This window comes from Lawsonibacter faecis, assembly GCF_014287675.1.
Classification (GTDB): Bacteria; Bacillota; Clostridia; order Oscillospirales; family Oscillospiraceae; genus Pseudoflavonifractor; species Pseudoflavonifractor faecis.
Genome location: NZ_JACOPQ010000002.1, coordinates 391,306 through 411,106 on the forward strand (window position 1 = coordinate 391,306; position 19,801 = coordinate 411,106).

The following is a 19,801-nucleotide window of genomic DNA, read 5'->3' on the forward strand; positions in this document are numbered from 1 at the left end:
CGCAGTCTATCTGGTATCTCCGGCAGGATTTAAGTGAAAAGGCGCGGGCGCAGGGCTACCTCTCCTGCCTGTCGGATATGCGGGGCGGCGGTTTCCCGGAGGAAACAGAGCGGCTTGCCGAGCGGCTGAGAGACCCTGCGTTCCGTGAAGTCCTCATGGATGATTTTGCACAATTCCGTTCCGACTACCGGGAGGACAGGAGCCTGCTGCGCTTTCACTACCACAAGCCGGACAAAATCGAGCAGGGTTTACGGGAGCTGTCCCTGCCCCGCAGGGAGTACCGCACCGAAATGGCGGAGATCCCCGCCGTGCAGCGGTTCATTACGGAGGACGAGATCGCCGCGACCCTGACCCGTGGCAGCAATATTGAAGGGAGCAAGGGGCGCATCTACGCCTATTTCAAAGAGAAACACAGCCCCAAAGAGCAGGCGGATTTCCTGAAAGATGAATACGGCATTGGGGGACGCTCCCACGCGGTATCCGGCGCATCCCACAGCGGTGAGGATCACAGCGGCAAGGGCATCAGCCTGAAAAAGCAGGACTGTCCCGATGTGCAGTTAAAATGGAGCAAGGTTGCCTCCCGTATCTCCGAGCTGATCCGCAAGGATCGTTTCCTGACCCCGGAGGAAAAGACACAGTACGAGCAGCTTCAGCGGCAGACCGCAGCGCGAAGCGCAGCATGGAATGACTACAACGCCGTAAAGGAAGCCCACCCGGACGACCTCGTGCTGTTTCAGGTGGGGGATTTCTTTGAGCTGTATGGCGAGGATGCAAAACAGGCGTCGGATCTGCTGAATATGAACCTGACCTCCCGCAGTATCCCCGGTGCTGGCCGTGTGGAGATGTGCGGTGTACCGTCGCACAATTTAGAGATGTATGTAGAGAAACTGCGCGATAAGTATGATGTGACGATTGCCGAAGCGCCGGACTTTAGAGGTGAGCGCCACATTTACACGCTGCGCTCTATCGACCATGAAGCAGAAGCCGCAATCAATGCTTATGAAGCGGAGTTCGGTGCGGACGGCACGAGGGTGTTCCGCGATCCTGCCGCAGAGCAGGCTCAGCCCACGGTGCAGGAGCTGTTCGAGAGATACCGCCTGAGCGTGGGCAACGCGCTTGTCGCGGACGATGCTTTCCTCAACGCCTGCCGCAATTCCGACCGTCAAAACGCCTATCTGGAGGGGGCGGCGGCAATCCGGCGCATCGTCACAGAATCCGGCGATTTGCAGCTCACACGGCTCTATTTCGATATGCCCGCGTTCCACAACCGGCTCCATCAGGAGCTTTTGGACGAGCTTTACCCCACGCTGGCAACGACGGTTACGCCCTCGCCCTACAAGGTCACGCAGGCGGACATTGACGCGGCCTTGCAGCAGTGGAACGGCAGGATTGAAAGCAAGCACGCAGTTGTCCGCTATATGAAGGCTCACGCCCGCGACCGGGACACCGCCGCATGGCTGGCACGGGAGTACGGCTTGAAGGATACCTCTAAACCGCTGCAAATCTCCGTGGGAAATTCCGAGCCGGTCACGCTGTCATGGGCAAAGGTGCAGCGGCGCATTGCGCAGCTCATTCAATCCGATAACTTCTACACCGAGCAGGAACAGGACAACTTTGACAATATTGACCCCATCGCCATCCGGGAAGCGCTTGCTGAACGCGGTATTGTAAATGGGCAGGTTGTGGATGCGGAAGCTAATCGCAACAGCCCCTTCATCCGGCAGGTTATGGCGGATGTGGAGCGGATCGCGGCGCAGGAAAGAAAGGCACAGCAGGAAGAACCTGCCTTCGACCCCGCAGACCGTTTCCATGTGGTGAGCCTTGACCGGGGCTTCCGCACCCTTTACGCCGTGTGGGACGACGAGACCCACGGCTACTATGTGGATGCGGACGGAGTGATCGAGGAATTTACAAGCGAATGGCAGGCGGAGGCATACCGGCTGGAACTGCAAGGACAGGCGGAGCAGGCGCTTATAGAACGGGCAAAGGGACTGATCTCCGACTTCTGCCGGAGCGAATACGGCTCGGAGGCGGATTTCAGCGACCCTACCAAGATTGGCATCGCCTACACCACCGTCACCGACGATGAGATTCCCATTCAGGTGAACATCGACCTTGTGAATTACCGGCTGGAGCGCTATCTGAATGATGAGCATCTGGAAACCCGGCAGTACGGCTCTTTGCAAGAGATTATTACCAACGAGCTGGAAAATCTCGATTTCAGCGATCTCATTCATGTTTCGGATGAGGATGTGGAGCAGCACCGCCGGCACGAGCCGGAGGAAGCAGTTACAGACGTTCCCGAAACAGCTCCTGTCCCGCAGCGAGAACCGTTCCCGTATTCCGTAGGCGATACGGTATATTTGGAGGACGGCAAGCCGTTCATTATTGAGCGCATCGGGCTTTTTGATATTTCTCTCCGCGACCCATCGCTTCTCTACCCTATCTCCCGTGCGGAGAGCAGGGAGAGCTTCGCACGGCTCATGGAGCGCTATCCGCAGCCGGAAAAGACTGCCGCAGAGAATACGGCTGTCCCCGAAAAAGAACCAAAACCCGCCTACACCGAGGAAACCGTGGCAGTATATCCCGGTGACAAAAACAACCTCCCCTATGATGTAGAGATTCGCACCCTGCGCTTTGACGAGCCGGAGCATGACCCGCCCGCACCGCTGCCGCCTGCGGAAAACTTCCGCATCATGGACGATGATCTCGGCAAAGGCGGCGCTAAGGAGAAATTCTGGCGCAACATCAAGGCAATCGCCACCCTGAAGCAGACCGAAGCTGAGGGCAGAAACGCCACCCCGGAGGAACAGCATATCCTCTCCCAATACGTGGGCTGGGGAGGTCTTGCGGACGCTTTCGACCCTGACAAGGCAGGCTGGCGCGTTGAATACGACGAGCTGAAAGGCGTGCTATCCCCGGAGGAATATACCGCCGCCCGCGCCTCCACCCTCAACGCCCACTACACCAGTCCCACCGTTATCCGCGCCATTTACGACGCGGTGGAGAATATGGGTTTCCAGACCGGCAATATTCTGGAGCCAAGCATGGGCGTGGGCAACTTCTTCGGTATGCTGCCGGAGAGCATGAAAAGCAGCAGGCTCTACGGCGTGGAGCTGGACAGTATTACCGGCAGAATCGCAAAGCAGCTCTATCCCAAGGCGGATATTACCGTGGCCGGCTTTGAAACCACCGACCGAAAGGACTTCTTCGACCTCGCCGTGGGCAACGTACCCTTTGGACAGTATCAGGTCAGTGACCGGGCTTTTGACAAGCTCGGTTTTTCCATCCACAACTACTTTTTCGCCAAGGCGCTGGAGCAGGTGCGTCCGGGCGGCGTGGTGGCCTTCGTCACATCCCGCTACACCATGGACGCCAAGGACAGCGCCGCAAGGAAGTATATTGCCCAGCGCGCAGACCTGCTCGGCGCGATCCGCCTGCCCAACAACGCCTTCAAGGCCAACGCCGGTACGGATGTCGTTTCGGATATTATCTTTCTTCAAAAGCGGGACAGACCCATTGAGATCGAACCCGATTGGGTACACACGGGTATCTGGCGAAACCCGGGAGCGAACGCGGACGGCTTTGCCATCAACCGGTATTTCATCGACCACCCGGAGATGGTGCTGGGGCGGCAGACCTCGGAAAGCACGCAGTACGGCAGGCAGGACTTTACCGTTGCGCCCATCGAGGGCGCAGACCTTGCGGAGCAGCTCAGCGGCGCAATTCGGAATATCCGTGGAACCTATGCGGAAGCGGAGCTGCCCGATCTGGGCGAGGATGAGACCATCGTGGAGACCATCCCGGCAGACCCGAATGTGCGGAATTTCTCCTACACCGTGGTGGACGGGGAGCTGTACTACCGGCAGAACAGCATCATGACCAAGCCCGACTTCAACGCCACCGCAAAGGAACGTGCCAAGGGCATGGTGGAGCTGCGGGACTGCGTGCAGAAGCTCATCTCTCAGCAGATGGACGGCTTTATTTCGGATGAAACCATCCGGCAGACGCAGGCGGAGCTGAATACCCTCTACGACGGCTTCACCGCAAAGTATGGGCTTATTAACTCCCGCGCCAACGCCCTGGCCTTTGCCGAGGACAGCTCCTACTATCTGCTCTGCTCTCTGGAGGAGCTGGACGAGGACAAAAACCTCAAGCGCAAGGCGGATATGTTCACCCGGCGAACCATTCGGGCGCACGAGGCAGTGACCAGCGTGGACACCGCTTCGGAGGCGCTGGCGCTGTCCATCTCCGAAAAAGCCTGTGTGGATATGGCGTATATGGCGCAGCTTACCGGCAAGGACGAAGACGCTCTCGCCTCCGATCTTCGTGGTGTTATCTTCCGCAATCCCGAAAATAAGCGCTGGGAGACCGCCGACGAGTACCTCTCCGGCAATGTAAGGGAAAAGCTGCGTATCGCACAGTCTGCTCAGAATTTGTTTGAGGGCGATTACGCCGGAAACGTGGAAGCGCTGAAAGCCGCGCAGCCCAAAGACCTTGATGCTTCGGAAATCGAGGTGCGGCTTGGCGCAACGTGGATCGACCCCTCGTATATCCGGGAGTTCATGTGGGAGACCTTCGAGACCCCCTTCTACCAGCAGCGCATGATCGACGTGACCTATTCCGCCTTCACCGCCGAGTGGAACATCAGGAACAAGAACGCGGTCAGTTACAGCAATATTGCCGCATATATGACCTACGGCACGGAGCGCGCAAACGCCTATAAGATTCTTGAAGATACCCTGAACCTGCGCGACGTGCGCATCTATGATACCAAGCACGATGCGGACGGCAGGGAGAGGCGCGTCCTCAACAGCAAGGAAACCACCCTCGCCCAACAGAAGCAGCAGGCTATCCGGGACGCTTTCCGGGACTGGATATGGCGCGACCCCGACAGGCGGCACACCCTGGTTGCAAGGTACAACGAGCTGTTCAATTCCACCAGACCCCGCGAATATGACGGCAGCCACATCACCTTTGCGGGCATGAACCCGGAGATCCGGCTGCGGGAGCACCAGCTCAATGCGGTTGCCCATGTGCTCTACGGCGGCAACACCCTCCTTGCCCACGAGGTGGGCGCGGGCAAGACCTTCGAGATGGTAGCCGCTGCCATGGAATCCAAACGGCTGGGGCTGTGCCACAAGTCCCTGTTTGTCGTTCCCAACCACCTGACGGAGCAGTGGTCTGGCGAGTTCCTGCGGCTGTACCCCTCCGCCAACATCCTCGTGGCTACGAAAAAGGACTTCGAGCCGAAGAACCGCAAGAAGTTCTGCGCCCGCATCGCCACAGGCGAATACGACGCCGTTATCATCGGTCACTCGCAGTTTGAGAAGATACCCGTCTCCATGGAGCGGCAGCAGCGGCTTTTGGCGGAGCAAATCTTTGAGGTGGAGGAAGGACTGCGGGAGCTGAAAAGCCAGCGGGCGGAGCGGTTCACCATTAAGTCTCTGGAGCGCACCAAGCGCGGCCTTGAAGCCAAGCTCAAAAAGCTCCAGGACAGCTCCCGAAAGGACGATGTTGTGACCTTTGAGCAGCTGGGCGTAGACCGCCTGTATGTGGACGAGGCGCACAACTACAAGAATCGTGCGAAACGTTGTGCATAAGTCGTAGCAGACAGCTATGACGAAAAGCACCATGCGATAGCACTTGATATATCAAGAAAATATCGTAGAGAACTCAAATCTCAAATTCAGAGGTGAAATTCCTCTGCCGTACAGAATCAATGCCGGAAAGGAGAAATCCCACAGCGGTCTGTCAAACCGCAGGCAGTACGAGAGCTAATACTCCACTGTGCGTTGTCTATCTGTAAATAGACAGGGTACAAAGCGTGGTGAAGTCGTAACCTGAAAACCTAAACCGAAAGGCATGGATAATAATGGTGCGGGCTTCCGAAACCTATGGCTATCCAGTAGTGAAAGCTATGCAGCATCGTAAGAGTGCTTGGCATCCGAAAGGATGAAGATTGGAGAAAGCAGATACGGCTGGTTTTTCCGTATATGCCCCATGAAATGAAATATTCATGCGGAACCACACAACAACTGTGATTCAAAGTGTGGTTAGGTTCTCCCGGTGTAAGGTAGCGGCCTAAGGGTTTCAACGGTCTATTGACCACAAGGATAGAGATTTGGGAACGTTTGAGAGCCTGTATTTGGAGTGTTACAGCACAATGAAGAATACAGGAAGTCAGCCGTGCCATAGTAGTCTGCAATTGGGTAATGCCAATTACACGGGGCTGAAATGCCCCACGGCGAAGGGCACGAGTCAGATTGATTTGTAAATTTCACGAAAGAAAATCCAATAACTCCCTGAAAGACGGGTGACGAACTGCGAGGTGAAAACCTTGTGCATTTAAGCGTCAGATTTTCAACAGAAAAAGAATTGAAACAGTTTCAAGACCTGCTCTATGAAAAATCGGGGCAAGGCGTTTCATTCACGGGACTGTTGGAAGCAATGGTCAGCGAAGTGACTATTGTAACCGCTGTTCATAACATCAAGTCCAACAAGGGCAGCAAAACTGCCGGTGTGGACAGGATGAAAATGGACAAGTATCTGCAAATGCCAAAAGAAGAACTATTTCAGTTGATTCAATCAAATATCTCCAATTACAAGCCGAAGCCAGCCAAACGGAAGTATATCGAAAAGGCAAACGGCAAAAAGCGACCTCTGGGTATTCCCACTGTATTGGATAGGATTATACAGGAATGTATGCGACTGATTCTGGAACCGATATGCGAAGCGAGATTCTATCCGCACAGCTATGGTTTCCGTCCTTACCGGGCGCAGAAGCACGCTATCCGGGATATTGTCAATGTCATCAATGCAAGTGTGAAATCCAAAGACCAGCCGGTATGGGCAGTCGAGGGAGATATAAAGGGCTGTTTTGACAACATCAATCATAGATTGTTGCTGAAAAAGCTATGGCGAATCGGAATCCACGATAAGAGGGTTCTGAAAATCATCAGCCAAATGCTAAAAGCCGGATATATCGATCAGGACTTATACCATGCAACAGAAATGGGAACACCACAGGGCGGTATATTATCTCCGTTGCTGTCCAATGTGTATCTCAATGACTTTGACTGGTATGTGGGGCGCTGCTATATGGAGCCGCACCGTCAATGCAAGCACAAATGCAACGATACCAGAAGGCTGAAATGGTCTGGAATCACCCCGAAATACAATTTTCGCTATGCGGATGATTGGGTGATCCTGACCTCTACGGAACAGGAAGCGTTCCGTATGAAGCATGAACTGACAAAGTATTTTAAGCATCGCATGAAGTTGGAACTGTCACAGGAAAAGACCTATGTAACCGATTTGAGAAAGAATGGTATTCATTTCCTCGGTTACATAGTCAAGGCAGAACGAAAGAGGAAAACACCAGACCCAGCCACATGGTCAGATAATCTGGTAGGAAAGCCATTCCCTGATATGGAACGATTGACGAAGAAAATCCATACCTTGCAAAAAGAAGTTAGGAAAATTGGATTATACACGCAATCCAACACGCAGGCGGCTCAAATCCAGTATGTGAACTCCGTGATTATGGGACTGGCCCAGTATTTGCAACCCTCTATCTGTTCTCATGCCTACCATGCCATTGACCGTAGAGTGAATAATACGGCGTTGGCAGTATGGAAAAACCTGTTTCCCAAGCAGTACAACCAAATGCAGGTGCCGTTAAAGGAATTAAGTAATCTGCCACATCGGCACGAAGGTTATGACAGTAAAACCTTCGCAATTCAAATTGATGGGAAATGGTTCGGAATAACCTATGCGTTTATTACACACAGTCGTTATGAAAGCAAACCATTTGACCAGAAAATGACCCCTTATACGGAGGATGGACGCAGGCGGTATGTAAATTATCGTACCAAGCATAAACCGTTGCCCTGTGACCGCCCCTCCATCAATACACCCGAAGATATAGCCTTATCCATCTACGCTAGCGGCAAGGGATGGAGAGCCAATTTCGAGTATTTTATGAATCGGGAATATGCCTACAACCGAGATAAGGGAAAATGCAAATGCTGTGGTAGATATTTCTCTGAACTGATTCCGAAACATTGTCATCATGTAAATCCACGACTTCCGATTGAAAGAATCAACAAAGTTCCAAATTTAGCATGGCTATGTATACCGTGTCACCGCATGGTACACAACAGTCCTATACCGCCAGAGTTGGATGCCAAGGCGGTACGCAAAATCAAGAAATATCGTGAAAAACTCAAAAAGTGAAATTTACAAGTGCGCTGTATTCGTGAGGGTACAGATGCAATGAAATCAGTAGAAAGTAAGTCAATCTGATGGTAGGCCGGGTGCGCTGAAAGGTGCACGCCCGGCGTGAGACGGGGGAAAATCCGGAGGAAACGAATGTGCGGCTTCGCCGCACATCACGTTCAAAGGATTACCTATCGTCATTTTTTCTCTACACCAAGATGCGCAACGTGGCGGGGCTTTCCGCCACCGACGCCCAGAAATCCTCGGATATGCTGCTCAAGTGCCGGTATATCGACGAGATCACCGACAGCCGTGGCGTGGTATTCGCCACGGGCACGCCCGTCTCAAATTCCATGACCGAATTGTACACCATGATGCGCTATCTCCAGCACGACGCCATTCGCGGCAAAGGGCTTGCCCACTTCGACTGCTGGGCTTCCACCTTCGGGGAAACGCAGACCGCCATTGAGCTGGCTCCCGAGGGTACGGGGTACCGGGCGAGGACGCGCTTTGCCAAGTTCTTTAATCTGCCTGAGCTCATGACCCTGTTCAAGGAGGCGGCGGATATCAAGACCTCCGACCAGCTCAACCTGCCTACGCCCACGCCCATCTATCACAACGAGGTGGCGCAGCCCACGGAGATACAGAAGCAGATGGTGCAGGAGCTGTCCGAGCGCGCCGCAAGGGTACACGCACAGCTTGTTGACCCCGGCACGGACAATATGCTCAAGATCACCTCGGACGGACGCAAGCTGGGGCTTGACCAGCGCATCATCAACCCCGACCTGCCGGACGACCCGAACAGCAAGGTCAATATGTGCGTGAATAACATCGTGCAGATCTATGAGGACGGGAAAGCGGACAAGCTGACCCAGCTCGTGTTCTGCGATTTGTCCACCCCGAAAACCGGCGCGACCGGGGCGAAGGCGGCAAAGACGGCGGGCGGGAATCTGGACAGCCCGGAGCTCAACGCCGTCGAGCGGCTGATCGACAAGGAAAATCCCGACGAACCCGGCTTCACGGTATATGACGACATCCGGGAAAAGCTCGTCGCCAGAGGAATCCCCCGCGAGCAGATCGCATTCATCCATGAAGCCAACACCGAAACGCGGAAGAAGGAGCTGTTTGCAAAGGTGCGCTCCGGTCAGGTGCGTGTGCTCATGGGCAGCACCTTCAAAATGGGCGCGGGTATGAACGTGCAGGACAGGCTCGTGGCGCTCCACGACCTCGATTGCCCGTGGCGGCCGGGCGATCTGGAGCAGCGCAGCGGGCGCATCATCCGGCAGGGCAACCGCAACAAGGAGGTACACATCTACCGCTACGTCACCGAATCAACCTTCGATGCCTACCTCTGGCAGACGGTGGAGAATAAGCAGAAGTTCATCTCCCAGATCATGACCTCAAAATCCCCGGTTCGCTCCTGCGAGGACGTGGACGAGACCGCTCTTTCCTATGCGGAGATCAAGGCGCTGTGCGCCGGAGACAAGAGAATTAAAGAGAAGATGGACTTGGATGTGGACGTTGCCCGCCTGAAGCTGATGAAGGCCAGCCACCGGAGCCAGCAGTTCCGTCTGGAGGACAATCTGCTCAGGCATTTCCCCGAACAGATCCGGCAGAACGAGAGCTTTGTGGAGGGCTTCACCGCCGATATGCAGACACTCGCCGAGCATCCGCACCCCGTGAACGGCTTTGCGGGCATGGAGGTCAAGGGCGACCTTCTCACCGACAAGGACAACGCAGGCGCTGCCATTCTGGAAGCCTTCAAGGACGCAAAGGGCATGGAGCCCGTTCCCATCGGGAGCTACCGGGGCTTTTCCATGTCCCTGACCGTGGAGGACTTTGGGCGGGACTTTATTCTCACCCTCAAGGGCAGGATGAACCACCGCGTGACGCTGGGCAAGGACGCACGGGGCAACCTCACCCGCATTGACAACGCCCTGAACGCCATGCCGGACAGATTGCAGAATGTCAGAAACACGCTGGACGCGCTCACCGCGCAGATGGAGACGGCAAAGGCGGAGCTGGGCAAGCCCTTCCCCCAGGAGGATGAGCTGCGGACAAAATCCGCGCGGCTTGCGGAGCTGAACGCCGAGCTGAACATCGACGACCGCACGCCCATGGAGCAGATGGCGGAGGACGCGCCCGCCGTGCAGAGCGCAAAGGCGGAACGTCCCTCCGTGCTGGCGAAGCTGAAGGCGCCGCTGTCCCAGCCCTGCGCCGAGGACAAAATCAAGCACAGGAACAAGGAAGAACGATAAAAAAACGGCGGCTTCGGCGAAGAATGGATTTTGCCGGAGCCGCTTCACTACATCTCAATGAAAGGAAGGATGCACCAATATGAAGGATATTCCCGTTTACAGATTTCCCGCCGAGCACGCCCGTGAAAACGGCGAGCTGGAGCTTTACCGCGCCTCCAACAAGGCCAATGCCGCCTGCAAGGAGGCCATTGAGAAGGCGATCTCCGAGCATTATTGCGATAACGTCCTGCACAGGGAAGCCGTCGCGCAGGTGGCGGAGCAGTTCGGGCATGAGCGCATTTTATATGTGCTGGCGATTACCATCCGGCAGAAGGATTGGGACGGGCGGTTCTCTGCGGACAACAAACAATGGGCAAAGACCGTTCCCGTTTCGGAGAACCCCGACGCATGGGGAACGGATCGGAACTGCTATCTGGCGGTGAACAGCCACAGCGGGCTGGTTGACCTGTTTACCAAGCTGGCGCGGGAGGACGCAAGGGCGCATGAGCGCAAGCCCTCGGTGCTCGGCAGACTGAAAAGCAGACCGTCCGAAGCGGCGGCGGAGGCAGTCAAAAAGGCAAAGGAGCCGTCCCTGTGAGCGCGCAGTTCATGCGCCGGAGCATCCGCATCTCCGTTCGCCTGACGGAGGAGGAGCACCGGCTGCTGAAGGAAAAGATGGCGCGGATCGGTGTTACCAATCAGGAGGCGTTCCTGCGGAAGATGGCGCTGGACGGGCTGGTGATCAGGCTGGATTTGCCGGAGCTGAAGCAGATGATCTCGCTTCTGCGCTACACGAGCAACAACATCAATCAGATCGCCAAACGGCTCAACGAGAGCGGCAGAGCTTACGACACCGACCTTGCGGAGATTCTGGAAAAGCAGAAGCAGCTATGGGGACTTGCCAACAAAATTCTTATGAAGCTGTCCACCATTCAGTGAGCAGGCAGAAATATACGATAAGCCCATGCTGCCGGCATCCTTGTTTTAGGGCAGCGCTTTCTGTATAATGAAATCAAAAAGGACGGAAAACGACTATGAAATTCATTTTGAAACTGCTGCTTGCGCCCCTTATGCTGGTTTTGTGGATCGTGGAATGGGCGCTCACGCTGGCGCTCAAGGCTTCCGCCGTGGTCTGTGTCATCGCCTCCGCCCTGTTTCTGCTTTCAGGCTTCTTTTACTTTGTGGACAGCAACGTGCAGAACGGCTGCATCTGTCTGGGCATTGCGTTTCTGCTCTCCCCCTACGGACTGCACTATTTGGCGGTGAAGCTCACAGCGCGGTTTATCGGCATGAGAATGCTGCTCAGGGAGCGAATCTACGGATAAACGGAATATGCGTAATGTGAAAAGGCGCAGGCTCCCTCCTGCGTCTTTTTCCATGGAGGGAATATGGCGACCACACGAATCATACCCATGCACTTAAACAAGGGCAAGACGCTGGCGCAGTGCCTTGCCGACCGGACGGAGTACGGCATGAATCCGGATAAGACCGAGGGCGGCGCGCTGATCTCCGCGTTCGCCTGCGAGCCGGAGACCGCCGTTTCCGAATTTGCCCTGTCCAAGCGGGAGTACCGGGAGCTGACCGGACGGGTGCAGGAAAGCGACGTCATCGCCTATCAGGTACGGCAGTCCTTTAAGCCGGGAGAGGTTACGCCGGAGGAGGCCAACCGCATAGGATATGAATTTGCCAAACGCTTCCTAAAGGGCCGGCACGCTTTTCTCGTCTGCACCCACACCGACAAAAAGCACATTCATAACCACATCTACTGGAACTCCACGGCGCTGGACTGTACGAAAAAGTTCAAGAACTTCATCGGCAGCTACCGCGCTGTCCGCAGGCTGTCCGACCTGATCTGCGCCGAGCGCCGGCTGTCCGTGGTGGAGAATCCGCAGAAACACGGGCTGAGCTACAACAAATGGCGCGGCGGTCACGACAAGCTCTCCAACCGCGAGCTTCTGCGCATGGCGATAGACGCGGCGCTTGAAAAGCAGCCCCAGGACTTCGACGCGCTGCTGGCGCTTTTGAAGGCTTCCGGCTATTCCGTCGCCCGAAAGAGCAGGCTGTCGCTGCGGCACGAAAACCAGAAACAGAGCATCCGCCTGGATTCTCTGGGCGAGGGATATTCCGAGCAGGAGCTGCGCGCGGTTCTCGCCGGAAGCAGAACGCACAAGCCCTTCGTCAGGAAAAAATATCCGAAGCGCAGGGAGCGCGCCACGCTGATTTCCGACATTGAGGCGAAGCTCAACGCAGGAAAAGGCTACCGCTACGATCAGGCGATGAAGGTGGTAAAGCTCAAGCAGATGGCAAAGACGCTGATATATCTGGAAGAAAAGGGCTTTGCCGATTTCGACGCACTTGTCAATGCCGCCGCCGATGCGGAGAAGCGGTTCTATGATTTGAAGGCGGCCATAAAGGCGGCGGAAGCGCGTATGGGCGAGATACAGACCCTGCGGACGCACATCATGAACTATTCCAGAACCCGCAGCGTTTACACCGGCTACCGCAAGGCGGGGTACTCGAAAAAATACCTTGCGGAGCATGAGGGGGATATCCTCATCCACAAGGCGGCGAAGAAAGCCTTTGATGCGTTCGGCCTGAAAAAGCTGCCCACGGTCAGGAGCCTGAACGAAGAATTTGCAAGGCTCATGGCAGAGAAAAAGGCGGCCTACGCCGAGTACCACCGGGCGCAGGAGCAGATGCGGGAGCTGCTGATCCACAAGGCGAACGCCGCCTATCTGCTGGGGCTGGACGAACAGAACCGGCAGACCACCGAGCGGCAGCGCGAGGAAAAATAGCGATGGCACATCGCGCAGCCACAGATGAAATCTGTGTTACAGGGGGTATGGGGAACGCCCCATCAAGCAAAAGGCGGGGACTCGTCAGAGTCTCCGCCTGGTGTCTTTTGGCTCCAAAAGACCTTGCTTGCCAAAGCCGGTGGTCTTTTACTTTGTCAGCTGTGCATCTGCGATAAGAGCGTAAATTGGACTAAAATAGTTGGAGCCTTCTCCAACGTAAAATTCAATCCAGTTAACGTTTGAAACGTCAATTTCAACAACAACCGGATTAAACTGTCTGCTGATATCAATTGAATAGAGAACCTTTCCATCCCCAACAACTTTGAATACAGCTTCCATGCTATCGCTTCGGTCGTCAACAGCAAGAGTGAACTTGAGCTTTGCATAGTTGTAGTTCAAACTATATGTACCCTTGCCATCACCCCAGTTATGTTCAACATAAAACAAGTTGCCGTAATTGTAATCATAAGTATTACCTACAACGTCCGTATAGGTTTTGCCGTACTCTGCCTGGTGATATTGTATGCTGTCCGAACACGTCAGTTCACACAGGTATGTGGGCTTTACAGCGTTAAGCTCGCTAAGCTTGGCGGTAAAGCGTTCGTCCGGCATGATTTTTGAAGCGTCATTGAGGATATAGAGTGCACGGAGATATTCCTTCGCTGCCATTGCATCACTTGCTTTTTGCAGTACCATTGTAATGTAGCTTTCTTTGAGCGCATCATACGCGCTGCTGAGTACATCGTCGCTGCCATGCTCCTCTTTATAATCTTCCAACATGCCGAATGCTTCTGCGTAATTGCCATTATTGTATTCGCTCTTAGCTTCCTCAATGGCGGCATCCCTTTCCTGCGCAACAGTATACTCAGCCCATGACCTTTCGGCATCCTCCTGCATAGCAGTATATGTGTCATCGTCCGGGAAATAGCGCAATACGTTGGCTATCAGCTCTATGGCATCTTCGTACTTGTTGGCCGCCAGCTTCTCTTCAATTTCTGCATTGACCTTTTCCATGCATTCCTGAAGTTTTGCGGAAGCATCTTCGTAGTTTTCATCCTCAGGCAAAACGTCCGAGAATAATCCGGCTGCCTCAAGCCATTTCCCGGCATTGTAGGCGGTCAAGCCATTCTTATAGCCCTTTTTAGAGGCTTCCAGTTTTTCAACTGTGGTAATCGTTTCATCAAGAACGTCCTCTATTGTGTAAATCCCGTTATATTGCCATTCTCCTATCATCTCGCAGAAGGCAAGCAAAACGCCCTTTTCCAAGCTGCCTTTCTTGTATGCATCCAGAAAGTCATCAAGTTTTGTGGGCAAGGCACTATTGAGATCTTTCAATGTTTCACTCGTAGCTTCACTGCTGAAGAAGAGTCTTGAAGCGGTCTTAAAATCATAGTCGTCGATTGCCGCCATAATTTTTTTGGCAGTAGAATCGTGTACCCTTGTGCTGCTCGCCGATTTACAGCCGGTGAGCAGTACGCTGACAAGGGTCAGGACAACCAGCAGCAGTGCTGCAATGGATTTTTTGTAGTTGCGTTTCATAATAAAATCTCCTTTTTTCTCTTTATTGAATGGAATAGGTTACAATTGATATTCCATAGTCAACCATGTACGCAGGATTCGAGGTTCGGTAGAATGATACCCGCTCACATCAATTGAACTTAATCATCCGAAGGAACCTCGAATTTGGCTCGATGCCAATGAGCAATAAAATCGTCAATGCTTTTTTCTGCGTTTTCCCATATTTACAGCAATTCCTGCTACAACGAGCATAATGCCCGTCAGTACCATGCTGACCGCACCTGTTTCAGGCGGTCCCACTTCCTTCTCTGTAACCGTGACAATGCATTCGGCTACATGACCTCCGTCTTCCGAAACTGCCGTCACTTTCGTTGTGCCAAGTTTTGTGCCGATAATTTCCGCCTGAGCATCGCCCGGAGTGAGGCGGATAATGCTGTCGTCTTCAACATACCATTTGATGTTTTTGTTCGTTGCATTCACGGGAGTAAACTCTACATCCAAGGTGATTTTATTGTTCAATCCGACTTTAGCCGTTGCAGGAAGGGCAATGGATTCAACGCCGTAGTTCGTATCATCCTTAACGGTGACAGTGAACTGTCCCGACACGCCGTATGCAGTGGTTCCGGTTACAATAACGCTTCCTTCGGCAAGTGCGTGCATAACGCCGAATTCATTTATCTCAATGATGCCTTCTTTATCCATTGAGTAGGTCAGCTCGGTTTCGGTTGTCGAAACGGGCTCAAAGGACGGTCTGATAAGTGTTCTTTCGCCAATGACCATTTCCACATCGGAAAAGCTCACAGCGGTTGCGTTTTGAACGACTGTAACTTCAGATGTTACGGCTTTATTGCCGTCGGTTGCGGATATAATGGTTTTGCCGTATCCTACTGCCGTAAGTACGCCGCTTTCGGAAACACGGGCTATCGATTCATCTGCTGAATGCCAAACCAATTTATCAGAAACAGCTCCTGTCTCGCTTCCGGAAATCTCTATTGGCAGCACATCGCCTTTGTTTACCTTGATTGCGGAAGGAATTTCCCATTCTGTAAACCAGTCCTCTGCCGTTCCACCTACGATTTCGGTAATCGTATCGTTGTCAATTACCTGGGTGGTTCCGTCAAAAGAAGCAATCAGTCCTGAGTCATATGTACTTGCAACGGAAGTTATCACGCTGAAGTCTTTCCACCCATCATCAACCAGAGTAGAAACATAGGCGTTGAAATTCACGCTTACGTCTGCGGAATTTCCATGCGTGAACAGAATTTTGTATCCGCCGTTCGGCATATAAATCGAGGCTTCAGTCCTTTCTCCATCTTCTTCCGCATCTGCGAATGAATCGAAGATAAAATCATTCTCTTCAAAGCCGGTTATGCCTTCCGAAGAAACCTGCGCCACTACATTGTTTTCCGCATCGTAGATGGTGGCAGTAACGGGTACATCTGCCTTATAGCGGATTTTGATTAATTCACTAATGCCGGCGGTGTCTGCTACATGATGATTCTTAACAGGGGTACGCATTCCTCTGATTTCGGAGCATATGCGACTGAGCACCTCCGAATCCTTACACAATCCGCCATGATCAGCTGAGTAATAATCGACCCTGAGTTTCACAATCCCATTAACGGCACCTGTTGCACTAATGCCTTGAACAGTGCCATCGCCGTTTCTGTTGTATATTATGTCGTCCAGCTTTTTCCCGCCGAAAACTCCGTTCCTATATAGCACCGTTTTTGTTGTTGAATGACCTGATGTTGTGCAGATTAACAAGGTATCAACCTCCATCAGGGATGCAAGCGACCACTGGCTTATGACGTCCCCCTTTAACGCAGTTTCACGAAAATACCTGTGGCTACGGTCAGTTCCATTCGTCAAATTGAGGTTTATGCGCTCACTTCCATTGAGGATCCTATAATAACCACCAATGGAACCGATAGCTTCCAAATTCGACCATGGACTCCACCAATTATCACTGTTAAAGTTAAGCATGGGTATTTGACGAATGTATTCGCTGCTTGGCAACAGCTGGTATGTGGTCGGCGAATTTTTTGCCCATCCGCGAACCCATGATTTCGGGGTGATTGCATCGAGTCCATGTGAAAACCAATCGATATTGGAGAGAATTTCGTTGAAATCAAATTTCCTGGAATCTCCTCTCTCTATGGGTAACAGCGAAGCGTATGTCCCGAAAAGGGGGGCTGCTATCAATATGGCTTTGGATACCAACAACTTGTTAGCGTTGCTCTTCGCTATGAATGCAGAGGCTAACAATCCGCCTGTGCTGTGGGTTACAAAGATGACGCTGTCGTAATGGTTTTTCCGAATGTCCCTTTCAAGTTTTTTGACGCTGTCGTTCAGATCCTCCAGCCAGTTGTATGGAAAGAACCTCACATCATACTCATCGACAAATTCAGCCCTTAAGCGATCTACCAGTGTTTTGTATGTACCATTCGCGCCGTACTCATCGCGCGCATAGTCAACGTGTAATCGTGTTCCATTACTATCAGCGTCTTGAAAAAATTTAGTCATGTTCAGCATAAGCCTGGGAATGGAAACGTAAACAAGGTCTCCTCCTGCGGTTCCGTCAGGACCATCGTACAGCTCGGAGCCTAAGTATCCGGGTAAAACGTATATCGCCTTCTTTGACTTTCCTGTGAGTCCGAGGATTTGGTTTGCTAAATCCGCAAGGACAGTGCTGAAATCGGAATAAATGTTCGCCCTGGTGCCTCCCGTTGTGGTGTATAGTTCTTCATAGGTTGAGAACTCGCTCTCTTCTGTGACAACAGAAGTGTTGATACCAGCATGTAGGAGCGCATCTGCAACCTCTTGCAAGCTGTTGAATCCATGCCTGTTTGCAACCTTATAACCTGCATCTGTCAAAACGACTGCAAACTTATATGAATCGCTGCTCCACGGAATTGTTTCCCCATCGACGAGGTATCCTAACCCATCAATTACCGATTCCGGGATGTCCCCGCCACCATCGGCAGCAATGCCGCCAAGTACTCCGACCATTTCGGAAGTGCTGTTCATCCATGGAGAATGATTCAGCTCATGGATAATGGTTGAGTCCAATCCGTCTTCCTCTATGTCACGGTATTCAACAATGCCTATTCGCAATTTTACCCCTTGTGTCTCCAGCGAGTTGACAAAGGATGTTATCCCTGTTTTGACGTTGTTGATGGCGTCGCCCATTGAACCGGTAGAATCAATAACGAACACCAGTTCAGCATTCTTTTGAACGGTGGCAGTTTCCGGCTCGGCATGTATGCCATGGACAGGCAATGCGGAAACAAGAAATGCCATTGTCAACAGCAGAGCTGTCAACAGTTTGGACGTGTGTTTCATAATGAAACCCTCATTCTTTGATTATTTATAGAGTTATCGGCATTAGCCGTAGCTCCTAAAGCCGTGTCCTGCTTCGGTCTTGGTTTCTCAACCACTTCCGGCGTTTCGGTTTGTTTATTCAGTTTATCGGCATCGCAGTTAAGACAGAGCCCGATGGATTCATCTAACTTCGAGCCGCATTTTCCGCAAAACTTAGCCACATTTTCTTCTCTCCCTTCGCTATAATGAAGAAAGAGCAGTGGATGCAGTACCGTCATCCACTGAACCTTTGGCATCTTATCCCATATATTTGTTAATCAGATTATCAACAACAGGAACAGCAATTGTTCCTTGCGTCAAGGCTTTCACACCCAACCCAATTATCAACAGCTTCTCGATAATGTTGAGTGCCGCAACGGCAGCAGAAATCAAATTGGACAGGAATGCCACATAGAAACTACCACCAAAAATTGAAACAACATCATTAATAAAGCCGATAGCGTTGGGAACGAGGTTCAGCACAGTAATCAGCAGCGAAAAAACTGCCATTACGGACATTGCTTTCACTGCATTCTTTCGCAGCCAACTGTTTTCCTCAAACAGTAAAACATATCCGGCAAGAAGAACCGCTAACAAATAACCACTGAATAACCCCATGAAATAGATTGCTGCTCCGAGCAATCCAACCGAAATACCAAGTCTTGTTTTCTGCATATCGTTTTCCTCCCTTATTGCAGCTTTATTCCACACTCGGCACAGAACGCCAAACCATCTTCGACCTTTGCACCGCAGTTAGGACATACTTCATTATGTTCAACAATTATCGTCGGCTCAGTTACGGGCACAGCAAAAGCGGCTTTAGCCGCATCTGTCGGTTTTCCGCAGGAAGTACAGAAGCGCATACCATTTTTCACTTCTGCACCACAGTTTTCACATTTTATGCAATCATTGGAAACCGGAACTCGGATTCTCGGCATGGTAGCTCCACAAGAACTGCAAAATGCCGCTCCATTGGGGACTTCCGCACCACACTTTTCACAGCGTTGTACTCCCTTAATGTCCTGGATTTGCATCTTGAAGTCTTTAATTTTTGCTTCTGCTTCAGCGATAGCACCTATCATTCCAGCAAAATCATCCTCAAAATCGTCTTTGTGGACGGAGACGTACAGTTTGCCAATCTGAAAATACTGATTGGCGATAACCTTTTCCTCTTCGGAAATCATTGAGTTTAGTCTTGAAGTATCAGCCAGTTCCTTAGCTTTAGCTATGGTTTTTTGGCTGACTTCCGTGACTGTCTTGCTTAACTTGTCAAAAAAAGCCATGTTTTCCCTCTCTTTGAATGTAATATTACGGGTTCTGTCCTTGAAGCTCTTTGTAGCAGTTGTTGCGCACAAAAATGATAATTCCCAAACCCGAGGTATAATGGTACTTCACCCTGCTCGAACAGAAGGCACAGTCCAACGTACAATCTGAAAAAAAGTACCCCTTTTCACCGAAATAGTCGTTCTTGTATCCTTTCGTTAATGTAGCTCCACATTTACTTCCTTTAGCTGAACCTCGTTGTGCTGCAAGCGGTGTATTATATCCACCAGATCTGTGCGGCTCAGCCGCTTAAGTCCGCTGTCTTTTTTCATGCGCATACGCCTCCGGTGATAATGTATATTTATGCACTATTTTTAACTGTCCGCCAAAGTACAGGTTGATGTA

At 52.2% G+C, this 19,801-nt stretch carries 10 protein-coding genes and 2 pseudogenes; 7 read left to right on the forward strand and 5 right to left on the reverse strand.

What is annotated here, in order from left to right:
- Positions 1-86 precede the first annotated feature (86 nt).
- The 7 genes and pseudogenes from H8S62_RS18475 to H8S62_RS04110 all read left to right on the forward strand — a co-directional run.
- Positions 87-5,582 (forward strand): annotated as a pseudogene (locus H8S62_RS18475) (MutS N-terminal domain-containing protein); the annotation flags it as partial.
- Between the two features lie 760 nt (positions 5,583-6,342).
- Positions 6,343-8,238 (forward strand): group II intron reverse transcriptase/maturase, encoded by a 1,896-nt coding sequence (ltrA, locus tag H8S62_RS04085; protein ID WP_050005929.1) that lies wholly within the window; start codon positions 6,343-6,345, stop codon positions 8,236-8,238.
- Between the two features lie 179 nt (positions 8,239-8,417).
- Positions 8,418-10,478 (forward strand): annotated as a pseudogene (locus H8S62_RS04090) (helicase-related protein); the annotation flags it as partial.
- Between the two features lie 79 nt (positions 10,479-10,557).
- Positions 10,558-11,055 carry a DUF3849 domain-containing protein gene (locus H8S62_RS04095; RefSeq protein WP_186918557.1) on the forward strand — a complete coding sequence of 166 codons (498 nt, stop codon included), beginning with the start codon at positions 10,558-10,560 and terminating at the stop codon, positions 11,053-11,055.
- Entirely contained in the window at positions 11,052-11,396 is a 345-nt protein-coding gene (locus H8S62_RS04100) for a plasmid mobilization protein (protein ID WP_341481011.1), read from the forward strand. Before H8S62_RS04095 ends, H8S62_RS04100 begins: the two co-directional genes overlap by 4 nt.
- 95 nt (positions 11,397-11,491) lie before the next feature.
- A complete protein-coding gene (locus H8S62_RS04105) occupies positions 11,492-11,782 on the forward strand; it encodes a CD1845 family protein (protein ID WP_186918558.1) in 291 nt (96 codons plus the stop codon).
- Positions 11,783-11,845: 63 nt separating this feature from the next.
- Entirely contained in the window at positions 11,846-13,252 is a 1,407-nt protein-coding gene (locus H8S62_RS04110; protein ID WP_186918559.1) for a relaxase/mobilization nuclease domain-containing protein, read from the forward strand.
- Positions 13,253-13,399: 147 nt separating this feature from the next.
- Here H8S62_RS04110 and H8S62_RS04115 read toward each other — a convergent pair whose 3' ends face one another.
- From H8S62_RS04115 to H8S62_RS04135, 5 genes are all read right to left on the reverse strand, one after another.
- Positions 13,400-14,791 (reverse strand): NPCBM/NEW2 domain-containing protein, encoded by a 1,392-nt coding sequence (locus H8S62_RS04115; RefSeq protein WP_186918560.1) that lies wholly within the window; start codon positions 14,789-14,791, stop codon positions 13,400-13,402.
- A gap of 174 nt (positions 14,792-14,965) precedes the next feature.
- A complete protein-coding gene (locus tag H8S62_RS04120; RefSeq protein WP_186918561.1) occupies positions 14,966-18,115 on the reverse strand; it encodes an Ig-like domain-containing protein in 3,150 nt (1,049 codons plus the stop codon).
- A complete protein-coding gene (locus tag H8S62_RS04125) occupies positions 18,112-18,372 on the reverse strand; it encodes a hypothetical protein (RefSeq protein WP_186918562.1) in 261 nt (86 codons plus the stop codon). Before H8S62_RS04125 ends, H8S62_RS04120 begins: the two co-directional genes overlap by 4 nt.
- 19 nt (positions 18,373-18,391) lie before the next feature.
- Positions 18,392-18,808 carry a hypothetical protein gene (locus tag H8S62_RS04130; RefSeq protein ID WP_186918563.1) on the reverse strand — a complete coding sequence of 139 codons (417 nt, stop codon included), beginning with the start codon at positions 18,806-18,808 and terminating at the stop codon, positions 18,392-18,394.
- 14 nt (positions 18,809-18,822) lie between these two features.
- Positions 18,823-19,416: a zinc ribbon domain-containing protein gene (locus tag H8S62_RS04135; protein ID WP_186918564.1), complete on the reverse strand. Its 594-nt coding sequence runs from the start codon at positions 19,414-19,416 to the stop codon at positions 18,823-18,825.
- Positions 19,417-19,801: the final 385 nt, after the last annotated feature.

Excerpts from the sequence above, each read along its gene's own strand:
- H8S62_RS04115 (WP_186918560.1), bottom strand. The coding sequence starts at position 14,791 with ATGAAACGCAACTACAAAAAATCCATTGCAGCACTGCTGCTGGTTGTC.
- H8S62_RS04105 (WP_186918558.1), top strand. The coding sequence starts at position 11,492 with ATGAAATTCATTTTGAAACTGCTGCTTGCGCCCCTTATGCTGGTTTTG.
- H8S62_RS04120 (WP_186918561.1), bottom strand. The coding sequence starts at position 18,115 with ATGAAACACACGTCCAAACTGTTGACAGCTCTGCTGTTGACAATGGCA.
- H8S62_RS04110 (WP_186918559.1), top strand. The coding sequence starts at position 11,846 with ATGGCGACCACACGAATCATACCCATGCACTTAAACAAGGGCAAGACG.
- H8S62_RS04095 (WP_186918557.1), top strand. The coding sequence starts at position 10,558 with ATGAAGGATATTCCCGTTTACAGATTTCCCGCCGAGCACGCCCGTGAA.
- H8S62_RS04130 (WP_186918563.1), bottom strand. The coding sequence starts at position 18,808 with ATGCAGAAAACAAGACTTGGTATTTCGGTTGGATTGCTCGGAGCAGCA.
- H8S62_RS04135 (WP_186918564.1), bottom strand. The coding sequence starts at position 19,416 with ATGGCTTTTTTTGACAAGTTAAGCAAGACAGTCACGGAAGTCAGCCAA.
- H8S62_RS04125 (WP_186918562.1), bottom strand. The coding sequence starts at position 18,372 with ATGACGGTACTGCATCCACTGCTCTTTCTTCATTATAGCGAAGGGAGA.